Raw genomic sequence first — 18,059 nt, forward strand, 5'->3', positions numbered from 1 at the left:
AGGTGGCGGCATGAGCATCGCCGCACCCGAGCGGCCCAGCGCCGTCACCGCCCGGGACCTGTCCCGCTCCGCCGTCACCCGGCGCCACCGCGGCGTACGGCTCAAGCTGATCGCCGGCACCGTGTGCACCCTGCTCATCCTCGTACCCGTCGCCCTGGCCCAGGTCCTGCCGCTGCCCGACCCGGGTGCTCAGGACCTGAGCCGGCGCCGGCTGCCGCCGCTCAGCGAGGGCCACCTCTTCGGCACCGACGCGCTCGGGCGCGACCTGTTGTCGCTGGTGCTGCACGGCGCCCAGGTCTCGATCGCCATCGGCGTCATCGCTGTCACCGTCTCCGGCCTGATCGGCATCGTGCTCGGCTCGGCGGCCGGTTTCCTCGGCGGCTGGGTGGACACCGTGGTGTCCCGGCTGCTCGAGGCGCAGATGTCGCTGCCACTGCTGATGATGCTGCTGCTGGTTGTCGCCCTGTTCGGCCCGTCGATGCCGGTCATCACCCTGGTCATCGCGTTCGCGCTGTGGCCGGAGGTGGCCAGGCTGACCCGCAGCCTGGTGCTGGTGGAACGGGAGAAACCCTATGTGGCCGCGGCCCGGGTGCTCGGCCTGCACCGGTTCCAGACGCTCGCCCAGCACATCATCCCCAACATCATCCGGCAGGCCTCGCTCGTCGTGCTGCTGCTGCTCGCGCAGGCGGTGCTGCTGGAGAGCGCGCTGAGCTATCTGGGTGCCGGGCCCCAGCGCCCGTTCGCCACTCTCGGCCGGATCATCTCCGACGGCCAGAACTACATCACCACCTCGTGGTGGCTGGTCACCCTGCCCGGCCTGGTCATCGTGCTGCTGGTGGTCGGGGTCAACCTGCTCGGCGACGGCCTGCGCGACCGCTCCCGGCGCCGCAAGGGAGGACAATCATGAGCACGCCGCTGCTGGACGTCCGCGACCTGCAGATCGAGCTGATGACCGACGCCGGTGTGATCCGCGCGGTCGACGGGATCAGCTTCCACGTCGACGAGGGTGAGACCGTCACCATCATCGGCGAGTCCGGGTGTGGCAAGTCGACCACCGCCATGGGCATCCTGCGGCTGCTGCCGCCGGGCCTGGCCGTGCTGTCGGGCCACGCGAGCTTCGCCGGCAAGGACGTGATCACCGACCCGGCCTCGATCGCCGCGGTCCGCGGACGATCGGTGTCGCTGATCCCGCAGGACCCGATGACCGCGCTGAGCCCGGTGCTGACCATCGGCAGCCAGCTGGTCGAGGCGGTGCGCACCCGCAGCCGCGAGCTCGGCCGGGCACCGGCCCGGCGGCGGGCGGTCGAGCTGCTCGACCAGGTGCACATCCGCACGCCCGAGGAGCAGCTCGGCAAATACCCGCATCAGCTGTCCGGCGGGATGCTGCAACGGGTGCTGATCGCGATCGCGCTGGCCGGGCAACCGCGCCTGCTCGTCGCCGACGAACCGACCAGCGCCCTGGACGTCACGGTTCAGGCGGGTGTGCTCGACCTGATCCTCGAGCTCCAGGACCGTACCGGAATCGCGGTTTTGATGATCACCCACGACCTCGGCGTGGCCCGCGTGGTCTCCGACCGGATCCATGTCATGCGGGCCGGGCGGTTCGCCGAGAGCGGAGACGTCGAAGACGTCGTCGACCGCCCGAAGACCGATTACACCAAGGCGCTGCTCGCGGCGATACCCCAGCTCGGCGGCTGGGACGGCGAGACCGCGCCACCCAACCGCAGGGAGGCGGTGTCGTGAGCGACGTGCTGAGCGTCGAGAACCTGGTCGTCGAGTACCCCACCGCCTCCGGCGTGCACCGGGCCGTCGACGACGTCAGCTTCACCATCGAACGTGGCAGCACCCTCGCGGTGGTCGGCGAATCGGGCTGCGGGAAGTCGACGATCGCCCGCTCACTGGTCCGGCTGATCCGGCCCACCTCCGGCTCGATCACGCTCGACGGCGTCGACATCTCGGCCATGCCGGAGAAGACGCTGCGGCCGCTGCGCTCCAAGATCCAGATGGTCTTCCAGGACCCGTACGGTTCCCTGGATCCGCACATGACCGCCCAGCGCATCGTCGCCGAGCCGCTGAAGATCCGCGGGATGCGCCCGGCCGAGCGCAACGCCGAGGCCGCCCGGCTGCTCGACCTGGTCGGCCTGCCCGGCACCGCTCTGGAACGCCGGCCGGCCGAGTTCTCCGGCGGCCAGCGGCAGCGCATCGGCATCGCCCGCGCCCTGGCCAGCCGGCCGGACGTGCTGGTCTGCGACGAGGCCACCAGCGCGCTCGACGTCTCGGTGCAGGCACAGGTGCTCACGCTGCTCGCCGAGTTACAGCAGGCCACCGGAGTGACGTACCTGTTCATCTCGCACAACCTCGGCGTGGTCCGCGAGATCAGCAGCAACGTGCTGGTCATGCGCCACGGCCGGGTCGTCGAGTACGGGCCCACCGGCACCGTGCTGGCCCGGCCCGCCCAGCCCTACACCCGCGCCCTGCGCGCCGCGGCCCTCGACCCCTCGACCATCTCCGGCCGCAAACCGCGCAGCGCGCTCGCGGTCCCGGTCACCGAAACGGAGGCACTATGAACGCCGCAGCATTCGCCGGTAAGGTCCGGGCCCGCGAGACCGTCATCGGTTACTGGGTCACCCTCGACGCGCCGCCGGCCACCGAGCGGATCGCCCGGCTCGGCTACGACTACGTGGCGCTCGACGCCCAGCACGGCTTGTTCGGCTACTCCGGCATGCTGGCCGGGCTGACCGCCATCGACGCGGCCGCGCGAGCGGCCGGGCTGGTACGGGTCGCGGCCAACGACGCCACCCCGATCGGGCAGGCCCTCGACGCCGGGGCCGCCGGTGTCATCGTGCCGCTGGTCAGCACCGCGGCCGACGCCGCGCGCGCCGTCGCCGCCACCCGCTATCCCCCGATCGGCATCCGCTCGTACGGCCCGATGCGCTCCATGCTGCGGATCGGCCCGGCACCGGCCGAGGCCAACCAGGCGATCACCCTGCTCGCCATGATCGAGACCCCGGAGGGGCTGGCCAACGTCGAGGAGATCGCCGCCACCCCGGGTATCGACGGCCTCTACATCGGGCCCTCGGACCTGACCATCGCCGTCGGCGGCGCCGGACCGGCCGATCCCGCCGTGGCCGACGCGTTCGAGGCCGCGCTGGTGCGCATCCGCCACGCCTGCGAGGCCAGTGGGATCGCCGCCGGCCTGCACACCCGCTCCGGCGAGGAGGCCGCCAAACGCCTGTCCGAGGGGTTCACCCTGGTCACCGTGGCCGGCGACCTCAACCACCTGGAACTCGCCGCGCGCACCCACCTCACCGTGGCCAGGGGCGAGCGATGACCGCGTCGCTGGACCGCTCGCTGTTCGACGGTGTGCTGCGTACCGACCCCGGCGACCCGCGCCGCACCGACGCCTACCTGGCGGCGCCCACGGTGCAGAGCCACGCCTCGTTCCTGGCCACGCTGCCCGACGGCGACCTCGGCCTGATCTGGTTCGGCGGAACCCAGGAGGGTGTCGGCGACATCAGCATCTGGTTCGCCCGCCTCGCCCCCGATGCCGGGCAATGGTCCGCACCGGTGCGGCTCAGCGACGACCCGCACCGGTCCGAGCAGAACCCGGTGCTGTTCCCCACCCCGTCCGGGGAGCTGTGGCTGCTCTACACCGCGCAGCGGGCGGGCAACCAGGACACCGCGGAGGTACGCCGGCGCGTGTCGCCCGACTCCGGCCGCACCTGGGGACCGGCCGAGACGCTGTTCCCGGCCGACGAGCGCAGCGGGATCTTCGTACGCCAGCCGGTCGTGGTGACCGACTCGGGACGGTGGCTGCTGGGCATCTTCCGCTGCGTGACCGTTCCCGGCGAGCGCTGGGCCGGCGACGCCGACACCAGCTCGGTGCTCGTCTCCGACGACCAGGGCGCGACCTGGCGGGAGGTGGCGGTGCCGGACAGCGTCGGGTGCGTGCACATGAACATCGTCGACGCCGGTGACGGGAGGCTGTTCGCGCTGTACCGCAGCCGGTGGGCCGACCACATCTACACGTCCCGGTCGGGTGACGGTGGCGAGAGCTGGTCGGCGCCGCAGCCGAGTGACCTGCCGAACAACAACTCGTCGATCCAGCAGTGCGCGCTCGAGGACGGGCGGCTCGCGCTCGTCTACAACCACTCCAGCCGGCTGGACGCCACCGAGCGGCGGGTGTCGCTCTACGACGAGATCGACGACGACGGGCTGGTCTCCTCCGGCTCGTCCGCTGATTCCTCCGCCGAGGGCCTGGCCTTCTGGGGTGCTCCGCGCGCGCCGATGACGCTGGCCTTCTCCAGCGACCAGGGAGCCAGCTGGCAGCGTGCCGGCAACCTCGACGAGGGCGACGGGTACTGCCTGACCAACAACTCCCGCGACGGGCTCAACCGCGAGCTGTCCTACCCGGCCGTGCACCAGGGCGCCGACGGCACGCTGCACATCAGCTACACCTATCACCGGCGGACCATCAAGTACGTGCGCCTGCCGGCGGACTGGACGCGAGCCTGACATGGCGGGCTCCGTGCTGGTCACCGGCGTGAGTTCAGGCATCGGGTACGCGATCGCCGACCGGATGCTCGCTTCCGGATGGCAGGTGATCGGCGTCAGCCGGCGCAGGCCCGGCCTCCCCGAACCGGGCTGCCGCTGGATCGAGGCGGACCTGGCCGAGCCGGGCGCACCCGAGCACGTCGCCGCGCGCGCCGGCCACCTGGACGCCGTCGTGCACGCGGCGGGAGTGCAGTACAGCGCCCGGCTCGGGGAGCTCGGCCACGACCACGGCGCGCTGATGTGGCGCCTGCACGTCGACGTTCCGGCCCGCCTGGTCGACGCCCTCGCCGCTACGCTGCCCGACCGGGCCCGGATCGTGCTGATCGGCAGCCGCACCGCCGCCGGGGTGGCCGGCAAGAGCCAGTACGCCGCCACCAAGTCGGCGCTGACCGGGCTGGCCCGCTCGTGGGCGATCGAACTGGCACCGCGCGGCATCACCGTCAACGTGGTGGCCCCCGGCCCGACCGAGACCGCGATGCTCAGCGACCCCAACCGGGCCGCGACGCCGCCCCGGGTCCCGGCGCTCGGCCGGTTCGTGCAACCCGCTGAGGTGGCCGGGCTGACCGCCTTCCTGCTCGGCGCCGACGGCGGCTCGATCACCGGGCAGCAGCTCGTGATCTGCGGCGGGGCGTCGCTGTGAGGCCACGCATGCTGGGCCTGGTCGCCGACGACCTCACCGGCGCCACCGATGCGGCAGTGCCGTTCGCCGCCGCCGGTTGGTCGGCACACCTGCTGCGCGGCACCGCCGCGATCGAACCCGGCGGCGACCGGCCGTGCCTGCTCGCGGTGGCGACCGGGGTGCGGGCGGCCGGTGACGACGAGGCGGCGGCCGTCACCGCGGCGGCAGTGCGCGACCTGCTGGCGCGTGGCTGTGACCGGCTCTATCTCAAGGTCGACTCCACGATGCGCGGCTCGGTGGCCGCCCAGCTGCGCGGGGCGCTCGCCGGGTGGTCGCAGGCACATCCCGGCGCGGTTGTCGTGCTCTGCCCGGCGTTTCCGGAGCAGGGCCGCACCGTCACCGGCGGCCGGGTGCTGGTGGGCGGGGTGCCGCTGGCGCGCACGGCCGCCGCCCGGGATCCGGTCACGCCGGTCACCAGCAGCCTGCTCAGCGACCTGCTCTCCGGCACCGCCGGCCTGACCACCACCGATGCCGGCACCGACGCCGACCTCGACGCCATCGCTGCCGACCTGGACCGGAGCGGTTCCCGCCGCGTGGCGGCGGGCTCCGCCGGGCTGGCGAGCGCCCTGGCCCGGCGGTGGCCGGTCGCGGGATTCACACCGGACCCGCTCCGGCCGAGCCGGCGGATCCTGGTCGCGGTCAGCTCCCTGCATCCGGTCGCCCTGAGCGCTGTCGAACGGTTGCGCGCCGCACGGCCGGCCGTCGACGTGATCACCACACCCACCTCCCGCGCCACCGCGGTCGCCACCGCTGCGAGTTTCGGCAAGCGGGTGGCACATCAACTGACACAGATTCCGTACGACGCCGTGGTGCTCGTCGGCGGCGACGGCGCCGCCGCGGTCCTCGACCACGTCCGCGCCGATGCCGTCACCGTGCACTCGGCGCTGGCCCCGGGCGTCCCGATCGGGACGATCCGCGGCGGCCCGGCCCACGGCGTACACCTCGTCACCAGATCCGGCGGCTTCGGCAGCGCCGGCTCCCTGGTCGACATCGTCGACCAGCTCGGTACCACCGGAAAGGAACACCCATGACCTCGTCCACCACACCCCGCCCGGTGCTGGCCATCACCCTCGGTGACGTCGCGGGCATCGGCCCGGAGATCACCGCCAAGACCCTGCTGCAGCATCCGGACCTGCGCGAACGCCTGGTCCCGGTGGTGATCGGCGATGCCGATGCGATGCGCGCAGGAGCCGTCCGCGCCGGGCTGGACCCCGACGCCGTCCGCGTGATCACCGACCCGCGGGCGGCGACCAACGACCCGGGCACCATCGAGCTGATCCAGACCGGCGACTCGCTCGCATCGGTACCGCTCGGCGAGCTCAGCGCCGCCGCCGGCGACGGCGCCTACCGCTTCGTCGTCGAGGCCTGCCGGCTCGCCCGTGCGGGCCTGGTGGACGGCATCGTCACCGCACCGCTGAACAAGGCCGCCATGCACGCCGGCGGGCACACCTGGCCCGGCCACACCGAACTGCTCGCCCACGAGTTCGGGGTCCGCAACTTCAGCCTGGTGCTGTCCGCCGGTGACCTGTACTTCTTCCACCTCACCGCGCACATGTCGCTGCAGCAGGCGGTGGAGAACTGCACCCCGGAACGCTCCGACGACGTGTTCAACCTCGCCGGCGCGTTCGTCCGCGCCCTCGGCAAGCCGGACGAGGCGATCGCGGTGGCCGGGCTGAACCCGCACGCCGGCGAGAACGGCATCTTCGGCCACCAGGACGCCGAGGTGCTCGCCCCGGCCGTGGCCCGCGCCCGCGAGCGCGGCATCAACGCGCACGGCCCTCTCCCCGCCGACGCGCTCATCCCGGCCGCCGTGCGTGGCAAGTGGAACATCGTCATCGCCTGCTACCACGACCAGGGGCACGCGCCGTTCAAGGCGGTCTACGGCGACGACGGCGTCAACATCACCATCGGGCTTCCGGTGGTGCGGGTGTCGGTCGACCACGGCACCGCCTTCGACATCGCCGGCAAGGGCATCGCCCGTGAGGCCAGCCTGGTGCTCGCCTGCGAACGCGCGGCCCGGCTGGCACCCGGCTGGGACGACGTCTGGCAGGCCGCCTCCCGCAGTGTCACCTCCACCGTCTGACTCTCCCGGCCCTTCCTGACTCTCCCGCGCTTTCCCCGAGAGGACTTCGCATGATCACCACCGCACTGGGCGTTCTGCGCCTGCCGCGCACCGTGCTGTTCGGACCGGGACAGCGGCACGCCATCGCCGACGCGGTGGCGGGCCTCGGCCGTACGGCCCTGATCTGCACCGACGCCCGCCTGGCCGCCGACCCCGAGCTCGCCACCATCCGCAAGGAGATCGAGGCGGCCGGCGTACGGGTCGAGGTGTTCGGCGACACCCAGCCGGAACTGCCGGTCGACGGCGTCCTCGACTGCGTCCGCGGGCTCGCCGGGCACGGCGTGGACGTCGTCGTCGGCATCGGCGGCGGCAGCTGCCTCGACATGGCCAAAGCGGTGGCGCTGCTGCTCAGCCACGGCGGGAAGCCGCAGGACTACTACGGCGAGAACGCCGTACCCGGGCCCATCCTGCCGGTGGTCGCGGTGCCGACCACCGCGGGAACCGGATCGGAGGCGACGCCGGTGGCCGTCTTCGCCGACCCGGACCGGGAGATGAAGGTGGGAATCTCCAGTCCCCACCTGATTCCCCACACCGCCGTGTGCGACCCGGAGCTGACCCACTCCTGCCCGCCCGGCCTCACCGCACACTCCGGAGCCGACGCGCTGACCCACCTGGTCGAATCGTTCACGGCGGTCACCCGTACCCCCGACCCTCGCCTGGCATTTGAACGGGTGTTCATCGGCAAGTCGGCGCTGACCGATCACGTCGCCCTCAACGGCCTCGAACTGATCGGCCGGAGCCTGCTCAAGGCTTACCGCGACCCGGCCGACGCGGGCGCCCGGCACGACGTCATGCTCGCCGCCTTCGCCGGCGGTGTCGCGCTCGGCACGGCCGGGACCGCCGCCGCACACGCCCTGCAATATCCGCTCGGCGCGGCGACCCACACACCGCACGGCCTCGGCGTCGGCGTCCTGCTGCCGTACGTGATGCGGTTCAACCTGCCCGTGCGGGTGCGCGAGTTCGCCCAGATCGCCCGCGCTCTCGGCGTCGGCGACACCAGCCTCGACGACACCGCCCTGGCCCGCGCCGCGATCGAGGCGGTCGACGCGCTCATCGACGGGCTCGGCCTGCCCCGCACGATCGCCGAACTGGGCCTGCCGGAGTCCCGCCTGGGATGGCTCGCCGAGCAGGGCATGGGCGCCGCCCGGCTGGTGCAGAACAACCCCCGGCCGCTGGACCTGCCGGCGATGAACACCATCGCCCGCGCCGCCTTCACCGGCGACCGCGGTCTACCGGCGTGACCACGAAGGTCCGCATACAGTACGCGGATGGCGAACCTCCGTGATCAGATCATCGCCGAGCTCGGCGCCAAGGCCTCGATCAGCCCCGCGGACGAGATCCGGCGAAGGGTCGGCTTCCTCACGGCCTATCTGCGGTCGACACCCGCCACCGGGTACGTCCTGGGAGTCAGCGGCGGTCAGGACAGCACCCTGACCGGCCGGTTGTGCCAGCTGGCCTGCGCCGAACTGCGGGCCGGCGGGGTGGACGCCACGTTCGTCGCGGTGCGGCTGCCGTACGGCGTGCAGGCCGACGAGATCGACGCACAGGTGGCGCTCGCCTTCATCCAGCCCGACCGGTCCATCACGGTGGACGTGAAACCGAGCTCGGACGCGGTCGCCGCGCAGACCGCGGCCGGCCTGGACGAGGCGGCACTGCGGGACTTCGTCCGGGGCAACATCAAGGCCCGGGAGCGGATGGTGGCCCAGTACGCCGTCGCCGGCCAGCTGAACATGCTCGTCGCCGGCACCGACCACGCCGCCGAGGCGGTGACCGGCTTCTTCACCAAGTACGGCGACGGCGGGGTCGACGTGACACCGCTGACCGGGCTGACGAAACGGCAGGGTGCCGCGCTGCTGCGCGAACTGGGCGCGCCGCGGAGCACCTGGGAGAAGGTGCCGACCGCGGACCTGGAGGACGACCGGCCCGCCCTGCCGGACGAGGTGGCGCTGGGACTGACGTACGCCGAGATCGACGACTACCTCGAGGGCGCGGAGGTGACCCCGGAGGTGGCGGCGAAGATCGAGCGGACGTTCCTGGCCACCCGCCACAAGCGGTCCGTCCCGGTCACACCCCTCGACGACTGGTGGCGGTGAAGTAGGTTGCCCGATCATGATCACCACGCGCCTCGACCTGGGCCGGATCCGTGCGGCCCGCCGAACCATCGACCCGGGCTTTCTCGACACTCCGCTCTATGAGTGCGACGCGCTGGGACGCGAGCTCGGCTGCACGGTGAGCATCAAGCTGGAGACGGCGAACCCGGTGCGCAGCTTCAAGGGCCGCGGCACCGAGCTGGTCGCCGGCCTGCTGACCGAGCAGAGCCGTACGGCCGCGGTGTGCGCCAGCGCCGGCAACCTCGGCCAGGCCCTCGCCTGGTCCGGCCGCCGCCACGGCGTCGACGTGACGGTCGTGGCGTCGCGGCGGGCCCCCGCTGTCAAGCTCGAGCGGATCCGCGCGCTGGGCGCGGAGCTGGAGCTGGTCGACGGCGACATCGAGGTGGCCCGCGAACGAGCCCGCGGCATCGCGCACCAGCGCGGCATCCGGCTCGTCGAGGACAGCCTCGACATCGAGACCTGCGAGGGCGCGGCGACCATCGGCCTGGAACTGGCGAGCGGGCCGCCCTTCGACGCCGTCCTGGTCGCCCTGGGCGGCGGCGCCATGGCTACCGGCGTCGGCTACGCCCTGAAAAGCCTCTCGCCGGGTACCGAGGTGATCTGCGTGCAGCCCGCCGGCGCGCCCGCCATGACCCGCTCCTGGCACCAGCGGCGGGTCGTCACCACCGAGTCGGCGGACACCATCGCCGACGGCGTCGCGGGCCGGTATCCCATCGCGGAGGTCCTGGACGACCTCCTCGCGGTGGCCGACGATGCCGTCCTGGTCAGCGAGGCGTCCATCGTCAGGGGCATGCGGATGCTGCTGGAGCACGCGGGGCTGATCGTCGAACCGTCGGCGGCCCTCGGCGTCGCGGCAGTCCTGGAGGACCGTGAGCGTTTCGCCGGCCGCCGGGTGGCCACCATCATCTGCGGCAGCAACGTCGACCTGGACGCCTACGACCGGTGGGTCCGCACCTGAGCCGCCGCGCCGCACCGCTTTACCTGCGGGCCGGTCCCGTGGAGAATCGGTTCCCGCCGATCACGCCGACCGCGGGGACAGCCATGTCATTCGATGGGTTCGCTCCCCGAGCCCCCGCACCAACCGGCCCGCTGACGAGATTCGGGATCACCGGTCACCGGGTGCTTCCGCCCGGCATCGCCGACCACGCGGTGGACCACTGGCGCCGGGTGCTGCCCACCGGCACCGGCCTGCTCGGGGTGTCGAGCCTCGCCGACGGCGCCGACCAGCTGTTCGCCGCCCATGTGCTGGCCGCCGGCGGCACCCTGGAAGCGGTCCTGCCCTGCGCGGACTACGCCGGCTCGCTGACCGCGGACGGCAGCCGGGCCCGGTTCGAGGGCCTGCTGCACGCGGCGGCATCGGTGCTCACGATGCCCTACCCGGAACCGTCCGACCGGGGCTTCCTCGCCGCCGGCCAGGCCATGGTGGACCGCTGCGATCATCTGTTCGCCGTGTGGGACGGCCAGCCCGCACGAGGGCTGGGCGGCACCGCGGACGTGGTCGCCTACGCCCGGGCCCGCGGGTGCCCGGTCACCGTGCTGTGGATCGACGGCGTACGCCGGCCCTGATCCTCCGCCGGGACACCGACGACCGGGGCACCGACGACCGGGGCGGCGGGCACCTCCAGGCCGGCGAAAATGGTCCGGGCCCGCTCCAGGTGCGCCTGGGCAGGGCCGGCAGCGCCGGTGTCGGGCAACGCCGCGGCGATCCCGTCGTGGGCGCGCGCCTGCTCGTACCGGTCACCGATCTCCTCGGCCAGGGCCAGCGCCTGGTCGTGCTGGATCCGGGCCTCGGCCGCGTCCCCCGCCGCCCGCAGCACCTGGCCGAGGTCGTTGAGCGCCTCCGCCTCGCTGGCGCGGTCCCCGATCCGCCGGTGCAGCACGAGCGCGCGGCGCAGGTGACCGGCCGCATCGGTGAGGCGGCCCTGGCGGGCGTGGATCGCGGCCAGATCGGTCAGGACGTACGCCTCGGCGGTCCGGTCCCCGGTGCGCCGGACAGCGTCGAGGCTCTGTTCGAGGTGGCCGGCGGCCCGGTCGAGCGGGGCCGGACGGTGCGGGAGCCGGGCGAGCAACGACAGCACGTAGGCCTCGCTGAACCGGTCACCGAGCGTGGCGTACAGCTCCAGGGCCGACCCGAACCGCTGTGCCGCCTGGTTCTCGTCGCCCAGCCGCGCGTCGACGAGCCCGAGGCTGACCTGCGCGTCGGCCTGTCCGGCGTCGTCACCCAGATGGCCGTACAGCGTCAACGCCCGCCGATAGTGGTCCGCGGCCCGGCGGTAGTCGCCCAGTCGCCAGTCGACGCTGCCCAGGTTGCGCAGCACCACGGCCTCGGCCGCGGGCTCGCCCAGCTGCCCGTAAAGGGTCAGCGCCTGCCGGTAGGTCGCCGCGGCCTCGTGCAGCCGGCCCTGCCGCCGGTGCAGCCGGCCGAGGTTGGACAGCGCCCGCGCCTGCGCGCCGGTGTCGCCGGCGGCGTGGGCAGCGGACACCGCGGACGCGGTGACGTTGGCCGCCTCGGCGACCGGCCCGCCCGCGTCGAGATAGCGGAACAGGGTCTCGGCGAGGGTGATGGTGTGCCGGTACCAGCCGTGCGCCGCGCCGTGCGTGCACACCGCGGCGAGGTTGGGCCGCTCCGCCTCGATCCAGGCCCGAGCCGCATCCTGATCCCCGCCCGCGGGAGAAGCCGGCGCCGGGGAGCCACCCGCCGGGTACAGCGTGGCCATCGCCGCCACCGACCCCGCGAGATAGTGGTCGAACAGCCGGGTCAGGGCGGCCCGCCGATCCGGCTCCGCGTCGTGCCTGACGGCGAGCTCCGAGGCGTACGCGCGCAGCAGGTCGTGCATCGTGTACCGCCCGCCACGGCCGGCCTGGACCAGGCTGGCCCTGGCCAGCACGCCCAGCAGCCGCCGCGCCTCACCGGCACCGGCGCCGATCAGCGCCGCCACCGCGTCGACGTGCGCGGTGACCCCCGGATGCAGACCGAGTAGCCGGAACACCCGGGCCGCGTCGGCGGGCAGGTTCTGGTAGGACCAGGAGAACACCGCCCGGACCTCGGCGCGCGGGTCGCCGCCCGCGTCCAGCAGGTCGAGCCGGGAGTGGTCGCCCAGTTCGGCGACGAGGTCGGCCAGCGGCACGTCGGTGCGCTCGGCGGCCAGTTCGGCGGCGATCCGGAGGGCCAGCGGCAGCCGGGCACACGCCGCGGCCAGGTCGGCGGCGGCCGCGGGCTCCCGGTCCACCCGGTCGCCGATCAGCTTGCGCAGCAGGCCGACCGCGTCCGGGAGCGGGAGCAGGTCGAGGTTGACCCGCTCGGCTCCGTGCACGGCCACCATGCCGGGCAGCGAGTCACGGCTGGTGATCAGCACGAGGCACGATCCCGTACCGGGCAGCAGGGGCCTGACCTGCTCCACCGAGGACGCGTTGTCGAGCAGCACGAGCATCCGCCGCCCGGTGAGCTCGGAGCGGTACCGGCCGGCACGCTCGTCGGTGCCGAGTGGGAGTTCCGTTCCGCGTACGCCCAGTGCGGTGAGGAACCCGGCCAGCGCGTCCGCGACCGCGACCGGCTGCTCCGCGTCGTAGCCGCGCAGGTTCACATAGAGCTGCCCGTCCGGGAACGAGTCCCGCACGCGGTGCGCCCACCGCACCGCCAGCGCGGACTTGCCGACCCCTGCCGTGCCGGACAGCAGCGCGACGGTCAGTGGCGGCTCGTCACCGTCCGGCGGCGCCAGCAGGCGGTCCAGCGCGGTGAGCTCCCCGGATCGCCCGGTGAACGCCCGCACGTCGGCCGGCAGCTGCGTGGGCACCGTCGCCGCGGGGGCGGGCGGTGCGACCGCGACCCGGGCATCGGCGGCCGGCCCGGACAGAGCGACATTGGCGGCCGGCCCGGCCAGAGCGGGGTCGGCGGCGAGGATCTGCTCGTGCAGCCGGCGCAGGGCGGTGCCCGGGTCGCTGCCCAGCTCGTCGGCGAGGCTGCGGCGGATCCGCCGGTACTGCTCGTCCGCGTCGCCCTGGCGGCCGCACCGGTACAGCGCGAGCATCGCCTGCCCGGCCAGCCGCTCGTCCAGCGGATGCTCGGCGACGGCGGCGGACAGCGCCGGCAGCAGCTCGCCGTGGCGGCCCAGCCGCAGCAGCACGTCGTTGCCGTCCAGTTCGGCGGCGAACCGTTCGCCGTGCAGCGTGCGCCGCATCGCGCTCAGCCAGGCCGTGTCCAGGCCGGCGAACGGGTCACCGCGCCACAGGCCCAGTGCCTGCTCGATGAGGCCGGCGGCGGCGCGGTCCGATTCCGCCGCCCGGGCCAGCGTCATCAGCTTGCGGAACCGGTGCAGGTCAACCGCCTGCGGATCCACGGTGAGCAGGTAGCCACCCGCCTCGCGCCGGATCTCCACTTCGCCCGCCACGGCGCGCCGCAGCCGGGACAGGTAGCTGTAGAGAGCGCCGGCGGCCCGCTGCGGCGCGTGCTCGCCCCAGACCCGGTCGACCAACTGGTCCACCGTGACCGGACGGCCCGCCTCGACGAGCAGCACACCCAGCACGCATCGCTGCCGGGCGTGCCCCAGGTCGACGGGCCGGCCGCCGATCCGGGCCTCCACCACGCCGAGCACACCGAACTCCGCCGCCAACTGTCCTCCGCACCTCTCTCGCCCGAACAGGTCATTCCTGAAATTCTCGTCCGACCAGGGGATTCAAGAAATCCACAAGGTGGGTCACGAGTCTCGCATGCTTCGTACAAGGTCCGCCGGGGAGCATTGACCTCGTTGCAGGGGGACAGGTCACCCTCGCCCGGTTACGCAAGCGTTACGGGGGAATCGGGACGCCACAGTGGCACCAAAGGCGACGAGTGGCCTGCCCTGCGACAGGCTTACGCGGTCAGTGCCCGGCAGTGCCGGGCACTGACCGTGAGCAATGCGGCCCGAGCCATCTGTCGAACCAGGCGCGGGTGCGGCGGAGCACGTCGAGCTGGTGGTTGCGTTCCCGGATCGCGTGCCCCTCCCGGGGATACACGACATATTCGTGCTCGACCCCGAACCTGCGCAGCGCGCGATGGTAGAACTCCGCCTGCGACAGCGGAACGTTCGTGTCGTTCTCACCGTGCAAGATCAAGATCGGCGAGCAGACCCTGGAGACGTACGAGACCGGGCTCACCACATCGTGCCGATGCGGACCTGTCCCCTCCCAGCCGCTGCTGCCGCCGAGAGCCGACTCGAACGGCCCCTCCTCCCCGGTCGCGGCGAGCATCCCCCAGTCGCTGATCCCGGCTCCCATCACGGCTGCCCGGAAACCGGCCGGTCTGCCCGACCGCCCACGCGGCCATGAACCCGCCGTGGCTCCAGCCGCCGATGCCCAGCCGCTCCGGGTCGGCAACACCATCGGCCACGAGCAGGTCGATACCGGTGCGGATGTCGGCCCACTCCTCCAGGCCGACCGCTCCGGCGACCCGCGCCGCGAAGTCGTGGCCATGCCCGCTACCGCCGCGCGGGTTCGGCAGGAACACCGCGTATCCCGCCGCCGCCAGCCACTGGCCGGACGGGTCCCAGCCGAGCATGAGCCGGTCGGCGTGCCTGTCGTACGGGCCGCCGTGCACCAGCGTCACCAGCGGAAAGGGCCCGTCCTCCCGGGACCGGCCGGTGGGCAGGATCAGCAGTCCGTCGAGGGCCAGCCCGTCGCCGGCCGGATAGGACAGGCGCTCCTGGACACCCCACCGGATGTCGCGCAGCTCCGGCCTGAGGTCGGTCAGCCTGGTCAGCGGCCCGCCGGCGGGACCGGCGTGGACGTTGCCGGGCTCGTACGCCGTGCTGACCACCGCCGCGACGACGTCACCGTCCCGGCTGGTGGCCAGCGACGCCGCGTGGCCGTCGATCCGGGACACCTCGACGAGACGCGGCCCGGCCGGATCGAGGCGGTGGATCGCGGTGTCGAGCCCGTCGGCGACCAGCGCCAGCGGCGTACCGCTGTCGGCCTGCACCAGGCTGATCGGGCAGACCGTCGCACCGGCGGTCAGGTTGCGGTGCTCACCCACCGGCCCGCTCTCCGGCACGGCGACGTCGAGGACCGCGGACCCGCCCACCAGGGCCGGCGGGGTCTTCGCGACGTAGGCCAGGTGCCAGCCGTCGCCGGTGGACCACCAGACCAGCGATGACGCACCGGCCGCGGCCGGGCCGAGGTCGCGCACCGTGCCGCTGACCGGATCGACCAGGTGCAGGTTGGTCCGGACCAGGCCCGGGTCGACGTCGGGACTCGACCAGGTGAGTACCGCCAGCATCCCGTCGCCGGGCCGCCGGGCCACCTCGGCGACATGGCGATCGCCACACCCGTACGGTGTCCGGATCTTGCCGTTGGGCACGTCCAGCAGCCGCAGCCGGTCCGGGCGTACCCGTTCCCCCCACACCCGGGCGTCGTCGCGCTCCCTGACCCGGCGCTCGTCCTCGGCCGATGGTTCATCGGCCGAGATCACGACGGCCGGGCCCGAATCAGCCGGCGGCAGGTGTCCCGACACCCCACCCGACCAGGAGGTGACAGCCTCCACGGCACCGTCAGCCAGACCGGCCCGGTGCACCTGCCCGCCGGAGAGGAACTGAACGAGCAGAGAGTCCGCGGACCACCGCGGCGCCGCGACGTACGTGTCACCCGGCGTCAATCGCCGCGGCGGCCCGGTCCCGTCGGTGGCGGCCACCCAGAGCTCGCTGACCGGGTGCTCGCCGGCCTGACCGGCCGGAGCGACCACATAGGCCACCCACCTCCCGTCCGGAGACAGCGCCAAAGCCCGCGCGACCCGGCCGTCAACCACCGATGCGGCGGTGAGTCGTGTACGTGCCACCGAGCCACAGTACGATCTTCGGCCGATTTCCGGCTCAAGACCAACTCCGGTCCACTCTCGACCGGCGGCGACCGGTACCCTTCGCCGGTCCCCCACGCGCCCTCGGAAGGTAAGCCTCGTCGTGCGCTCGTTATTCGTGATAGCCGTCGCTGTCCTGGCCGGCTTTCTGATCAGCCCCCTGCTGCGCGCCGACGCCGCCTGCACCCCCGTCCCCGCGGCGTCGGCATCGGCGTCGGTACTCGACGACTGGAACAACGAGCAGGTCGAGAACGCGCGCGTCATCGTCACCATCGGCAACCAGCGGAAGGTGCCGAGCCAGGCCCTGGTGATCGCGGTCGCCACCGCCATGCAGGAGTCCCGCCTGCGCAACCTGCGCGGCGGTGACCGGGACTCGATCGGCCTGTTCCAGCAGCGCCCCAGCCAGGGCTGGGGAACACCCAAGCAGCTCTCCGACCCGGCCTACCAGACCCAGAAGTTCTACGACAAGCTGCTCACCGTCGAGGGCTGGCACCGGATGCGGCTCACCGAGGCCGCCCAGGCCGTCCAGGTGTCGGCCTATCCGGAGGCCTACGCGAAGCACACCAGGGCCGCCACCCGCCTCGTCGACGCACTGGGCGCCACCCCGGCCGCCTGCGTGGCCGCCGAGTAGCCTCCCCGGTTGTGCGCCCCCGCCTGATCGCCGAGGCACCGCGGGCCGGTCAGGTCTGGCCGATCCCCGCGGGCGGCTGGATGTACACCGGCCCCGATTCCTCGACCCGATTCCTGGACCACCGGCTCACCGTCACCGCGACGATTCCCGCCGACCGCGGCGTCCCGTCCACCGACGGCCGCCATCTGGCCCTCGTGACCGACGACAGCGAGATCGTCGTCACCGACCGGAGCGGCCGGCCGCTCTGGAGGCGCACCGCCCCCGGGGTCCACGAGTGCCACATCAACGGCGACGTGCTGTGGACCCTGGCCGGCGACCTGGCCACCCTCCTCTGAGCGCCCCACGTCAACCGCAACGCCTGTAGAACTGGCAGCCACCGGTCCGGATCGAAGACCCGATCTCGCACGAACCGATCCGCGGCGTCCGGCCCAACAGCATCGAGCGCGATGACGGCGGTCCCGTGCGGGCTCAGACCACCACCGTCCACGGGCTTCGCCTCATCATTCGATGCTGCGGTTGGCTGATGCAAGGTCGCCATCGCCATTTCGGAGGTTTTCGTCCGCATCGGCCGGTGCGCGCCACCAGCGCCGGGACGCGAGCGCGGCCAGCCCGGCACCGGCGGCGTTCAGCAGAATGTCGTCGACGGACGACACCCGGTCCAGCCGCAGCACGTACTGCGCCGCCTCCACCGCCACCGAACACCCCGCACCGAGTGCCAGAACCCGCCACACCGATGCCAGCGCTGCGAACCGCATCGGGGCGAGGGATCCCAGTGCCGCGAAGACCAGCAGATTGCCGCCGACCTGGGCGATCACCGTCAGCGGCCCGGCGGCGAGGACCGTGAGCAGATCCCGCAGCGGCACCAGGCTGACCCGCCCGGGGACCTCACCGGCCCGGTCGCCCGGCAACATGATCATCCAGACCCACGGCACTGTCCCGTAGACGATGCCCACCTCGGCCAGCGCCCTGCGCCAGGTCTGCGCCGGTGCGGTGCCGTGGGCAGTCCGGCGGCGGGCCAGCACCCAGACCGCGAGCGCCGCCACCGGCAGTGCGGCCACCGTGAGCAGTACGACGCCCCTGAACGTACCGAACAAGCCGAGCCACCTCCGCGCCGGACGAGCTGAGAAATCACTGGGAAC

General features: G+C 73.1%; 17 protein-coding genes and 1 pseudogene. 14 read left to right on the plus strand and 4 right to left on the minus strand.

Annotated elements, in window-relative coordinates; all coding sequences use genetic code 11:
* Positions 1–10: 10 nt before the first annotated feature.
* The 12 genes from ACFQV6_RS19580 to ACFQV6_RS19635 all read left to right on the plus strand — a co-directional run bounded on the left by ACFQV6_RS19580 (position 11) and on the right by ACFQV6_RS19635 (position 11,032).
* Complete coding sequence (locus tag ACFQV6_RS19580) at positions 11–907, plus strand: ABC transporter permease (RefSeq protein WP_378028950.1); 897 nt, start codon at positions 11–13, stop codon at positions 905–907.
* A complete protein-coding gene (locus tag ACFQV6_RS19585) occupies positions 904–1,743 on the plus strand; it encodes an ABC transporter ATP-binding protein (RefSeq protein WP_378028951.1) in 840 nt (279 codons plus the stop codon). The genes ACFQV6_RS19580 and ACFQV6_RS19585 overlap by 4 nt, the downstream gene beginning before the upstream one ends.
* Positions 1,740–2,567: an ATP-binding cassette domain-containing protein gene (locus tag ACFQV6_RS19590; RefSeq protein WP_378028952.1), complete on the plus strand. Its 828-nt coding sequence runs from the start codon at positions 1,740–1,742 to the stop codon at positions 2,565–2,567. The genes ACFQV6_RS19585 and ACFQV6_RS19590 overlap by 4 nt, the downstream gene beginning before the upstream one ends.
* Entirely contained in the window at positions 2,564–3,331 is a 768-nt protein-coding gene (locus ACFQV6_RS19595) for an HpcH/HpaI aldolase/citrate lyase family protein (protein ID WP_378028953.1), read from the plus strand. Before ACFQV6_RS19590 ends, ACFQV6_RS19595 begins: the two co-directional genes overlap by 4 nt.
* Positions 3,328–4,515 carry an exo-alpha-sialidase gene (locus ACFQV6_RS19600; RefSeq protein ID WP_378028954.1) on the plus strand — a complete coding sequence of 396 codons (1,188 nt, stop codon included), beginning with the start codon at positions 3,328–3,330 and terminating at the stop codon, positions 4,513–4,515. Before ACFQV6_RS19595 ends, ACFQV6_RS19600 begins: the two co-directional genes overlap by 4 nt.
* 1 nt (position 4,516) lies before the next feature.
* Positions 4,517–5,194 (plus strand): SDR family NAD(P)-dependent oxidoreductase, encoded by a 678-nt coding sequence (locus ACFQV6_RS19605; protein WP_378028955.1) that lies wholly within the window; start codon positions 4,517–4,519, stop codon positions 5,192–5,194.
* The gene (locus ACFQV6_RS19610; RefSeq protein WP_378028956.1) at positions 5,191–6,264 is read left to right on the plus strand and encodes a four-carbon acid sugar kinase family protein; all 1,074 of its coding nucleotides are present in this window, start codon (positions 5,191–5,193) and stop codon (positions 6,262–6,264) included. Before ACFQV6_RS19605 ends, ACFQV6_RS19610 begins: the two co-directional genes overlap by 4 nt.
* The gene (pdxA, locus tag ACFQV6_RS19615; RefSeq protein WP_378028957.1) at positions 6,261–7,316 is read left to right on the plus strand and encodes a 4-hydroxythreonine-4-phosphate dehydrogenase PdxA; all 1,056 of its coding nucleotides are present in this window, start codon (positions 6,261–6,263) and stop codon (positions 7,314–7,316) included. Before ACFQV6_RS19610 ends, pdxA begins: the two co-directional genes overlap by 4 nt.
* A gap of 50 nt (positions 7,317–7,366) precedes the next feature.
* The gene (locus tag ACFQV6_RS19620) at positions 7,367–8,596 is read left to right on the plus strand and encodes an iron-containing alcohol dehydrogenase (protein WP_378028958.1); all 1,230 of its coding nucleotides are present in this window, start codon (positions 7,367–7,369) and stop codon (positions 8,594–8,596) included.
* Positions 8,597–8,623: 27 nt separating this feature from the next.
* Positions 8,624–9,448, plus strand: a complete 825-nt coding sequence (gene nadE, locus ACFQV6_RS19625) for an ammonia-dependent NAD(+) synthetase (RefSeq protein WP_378028959.1) — start codon at positions 8,624–8,626, stop codon at positions 9,446–9,448.
* A 16-nt stretch (positions 9,449–9,464) separates the two neighbouring features.
* Positions 9,465–10,424 carry a threonine/serine dehydratase gene (locus ACFQV6_RS19630; protein ID WP_378028960.1) on the plus strand — a complete coding sequence of 320 codons (960 nt, stop codon included), beginning with the start codon at positions 9,465–9,467 and terminating at the stop codon, positions 10,422–10,424.
* A gap of 83 nt (positions 10,425–10,507) precedes the next feature.
* Positions 10,508–11,032 (plus strand): hypothetical protein, encoded by a 525-nt coding sequence (locus ACFQV6_RS19635; protein ID WP_378028961.1) that lies wholly within the window; start codon positions 10,508–10,510, stop codon positions 11,030–11,032.
* On the opposite strand, the gene ACFQV6_RS19640 is transcribed toward ACFQV6_RS19635, so the two are convergent.
* The 3 genes and pseudogenes from ACFQV6_RS19640 to ACFQV6_RS19650 all read right to left on the minus strand — a co-directional run.
* Positions 10,969–14,076 carry a BTAD domain-containing putative transcriptional regulator gene (locus ACFQV6_RS19640; RefSeq protein WP_378028962.1) on the minus strand — a complete coding sequence of 1,036 codons (3,108 nt, stop codon included), beginning with the start codon at positions 14,074–14,076 and terminating at the stop codon, positions 10,969–10,971. The two genes, ACFQV6_RS19635 and ACFQV6_RS19640, sit on opposite strands and share 64 nt — an antisense overlap.
* 247 nt (positions 14,077–14,323) lie before the next feature.
* Complete coding sequence (locus ACFQV6_RS19645) at positions 14,324–14,824, minus strand: alpha/beta hydrolase family protein (RefSeq protein WP_378028963.1); 501 nt, start codon at positions 14,822–14,824, stop codon at positions 14,324–14,326.
* Positions 14,793–15,716: pseudogene (locus tag ACFQV6_RS19650) on the minus strand (alpha/beta hydrolase family protein); the annotation flags it as partial. The pseudogene ACFQV6_RS19650 and the gene ACFQV6_RS19645, both read right to left, overlap by 32 nt.
* Before the next feature lie 676 nt (positions 15,717–16,392).
* Between ACFQV6_RS19650 and ACFQV6_RS19655 the strand changes: the two are divergent.
* Both ACFQV6_RS19655 and ACFQV6_RS19660 read left to right on the plus strand, forming a co-directional pair.
* Positions 16,393–16,920: a peptidase M23 gene (locus ACFQV6_RS19655; RefSeq protein WP_378028964.1), complete on the plus strand. Its 528-nt coding sequence runs from the start codon at positions 16,393–16,395 to the stop codon at positions 16,918–16,920.
* Between the two features lie 11 nt (positions 16,921–16,931).
* Positions 16,932–17,255: a hypothetical protein gene (locus tag ACFQV6_RS19660; protein ID WP_378028965.1), complete on the plus strand. Its 324-nt coding sequence runs from the start codon at positions 16,932–16,934 to the stop codon at positions 17,253–17,255.
* A 165-nt stretch (positions 17,256–17,420) separates the two neighbouring features.
* On the opposite strand, the gene ACFQV6_RS19665 is transcribed toward ACFQV6_RS19660, so the two are convergent.
* Complete coding sequence (locus ACFQV6_RS19665) at positions 17,421–18,014, minus strand: VanZ family protein (RefSeq protein WP_378028966.1); 594 nt, start codon at positions 18,012–18,014, stop codon at positions 17,421–17,423.
* Positions 18,015–18,059 lie beyond the last annotated feature (45 nt).

Source organism: Actinoplanes sp. GCM10030250, assembly GCF_042666575.1.
Lineage (GTDB): Bacteria > Actinomycetota > Actinomycetes > Mycobacteriales > Micromonosporaceae > Actinoplanes.

Coding starts and splice junctions, on each gene's coding strand:
- ACFQV6_RS19585 (WP_378028951.1), top strand. CDS start 904: ATGAGCACGCCGCTGCTGGACGTCCGCGACCTGCAGATCGAGCTGATG.
- pdxA (WP_378028957.1), top strand. CDS start 6,261: ATGACCTCGTCCACCACACCCCGCCCGGTGCTGGCCATCACCCTCGGT.
- ACFQV6_RS19595 (WP_378028953.1), top strand. CDS start 2,564: ATGAACGCCGCAGCATTCGCCGGTAAGGTCCGGGCCCGCGAGACCGTC.
- ACFQV6_RS19645 (WP_378028963.1), bottom strand. CDS start 14,824: ATGGTGTTGCCGACCCGGAGCGGCTGGGCATCGGCGGCTGGAGCCACG.
- ACFQV6_RS19580 (WP_378028950.1), top strand. CDS start 11: ATGAGCATCGCCGCACCCGAGCGGCCCAGCGCCGTCACCGCCCGGGAC.
- ACFQV6_RS19605 (WP_378028955.1), top strand. CDS start 4,517: ATGGCGGGCTCCGTGCTGGTCACCGGCGTGAGTTCAGGCATCGGGTAC.
- ACFQV6_RS19600 (WP_378028954.1), top strand. CDS start 3,328: ATGACCGCGTCGCTGGACCGCTCGCTGTTCGACGGTGTGCTGCGTACC.
- nadE (WP_378028959.1), top strand. CDS start 8,624: ATGGCGAACCTCCGTGATCAGATCATCGCCGAGCTCGGCGCCAAGGCC.
- ACFQV6_RS19620 (WP_378028958.1), top strand. CDS start 7,367: ATGATCACCACCGCACTGGGCGTTCTGCGCCTGCCGCGCACCGTGCTG.
- ACFQV6_RS19630 (WP_378028960.1), top strand. CDS start 9,465: ATGATCACCACGCGCCTCGACCTGGGCCGGATCCGTGCGGCCCGCCGA.
- ACFQV6_RS19635 (WP_378028961.1), top strand. CDS start 10,508: ATGTCATTCGATGGGTTCGCTCCCCGAGCCCCCGCACCAACCGGCCCG.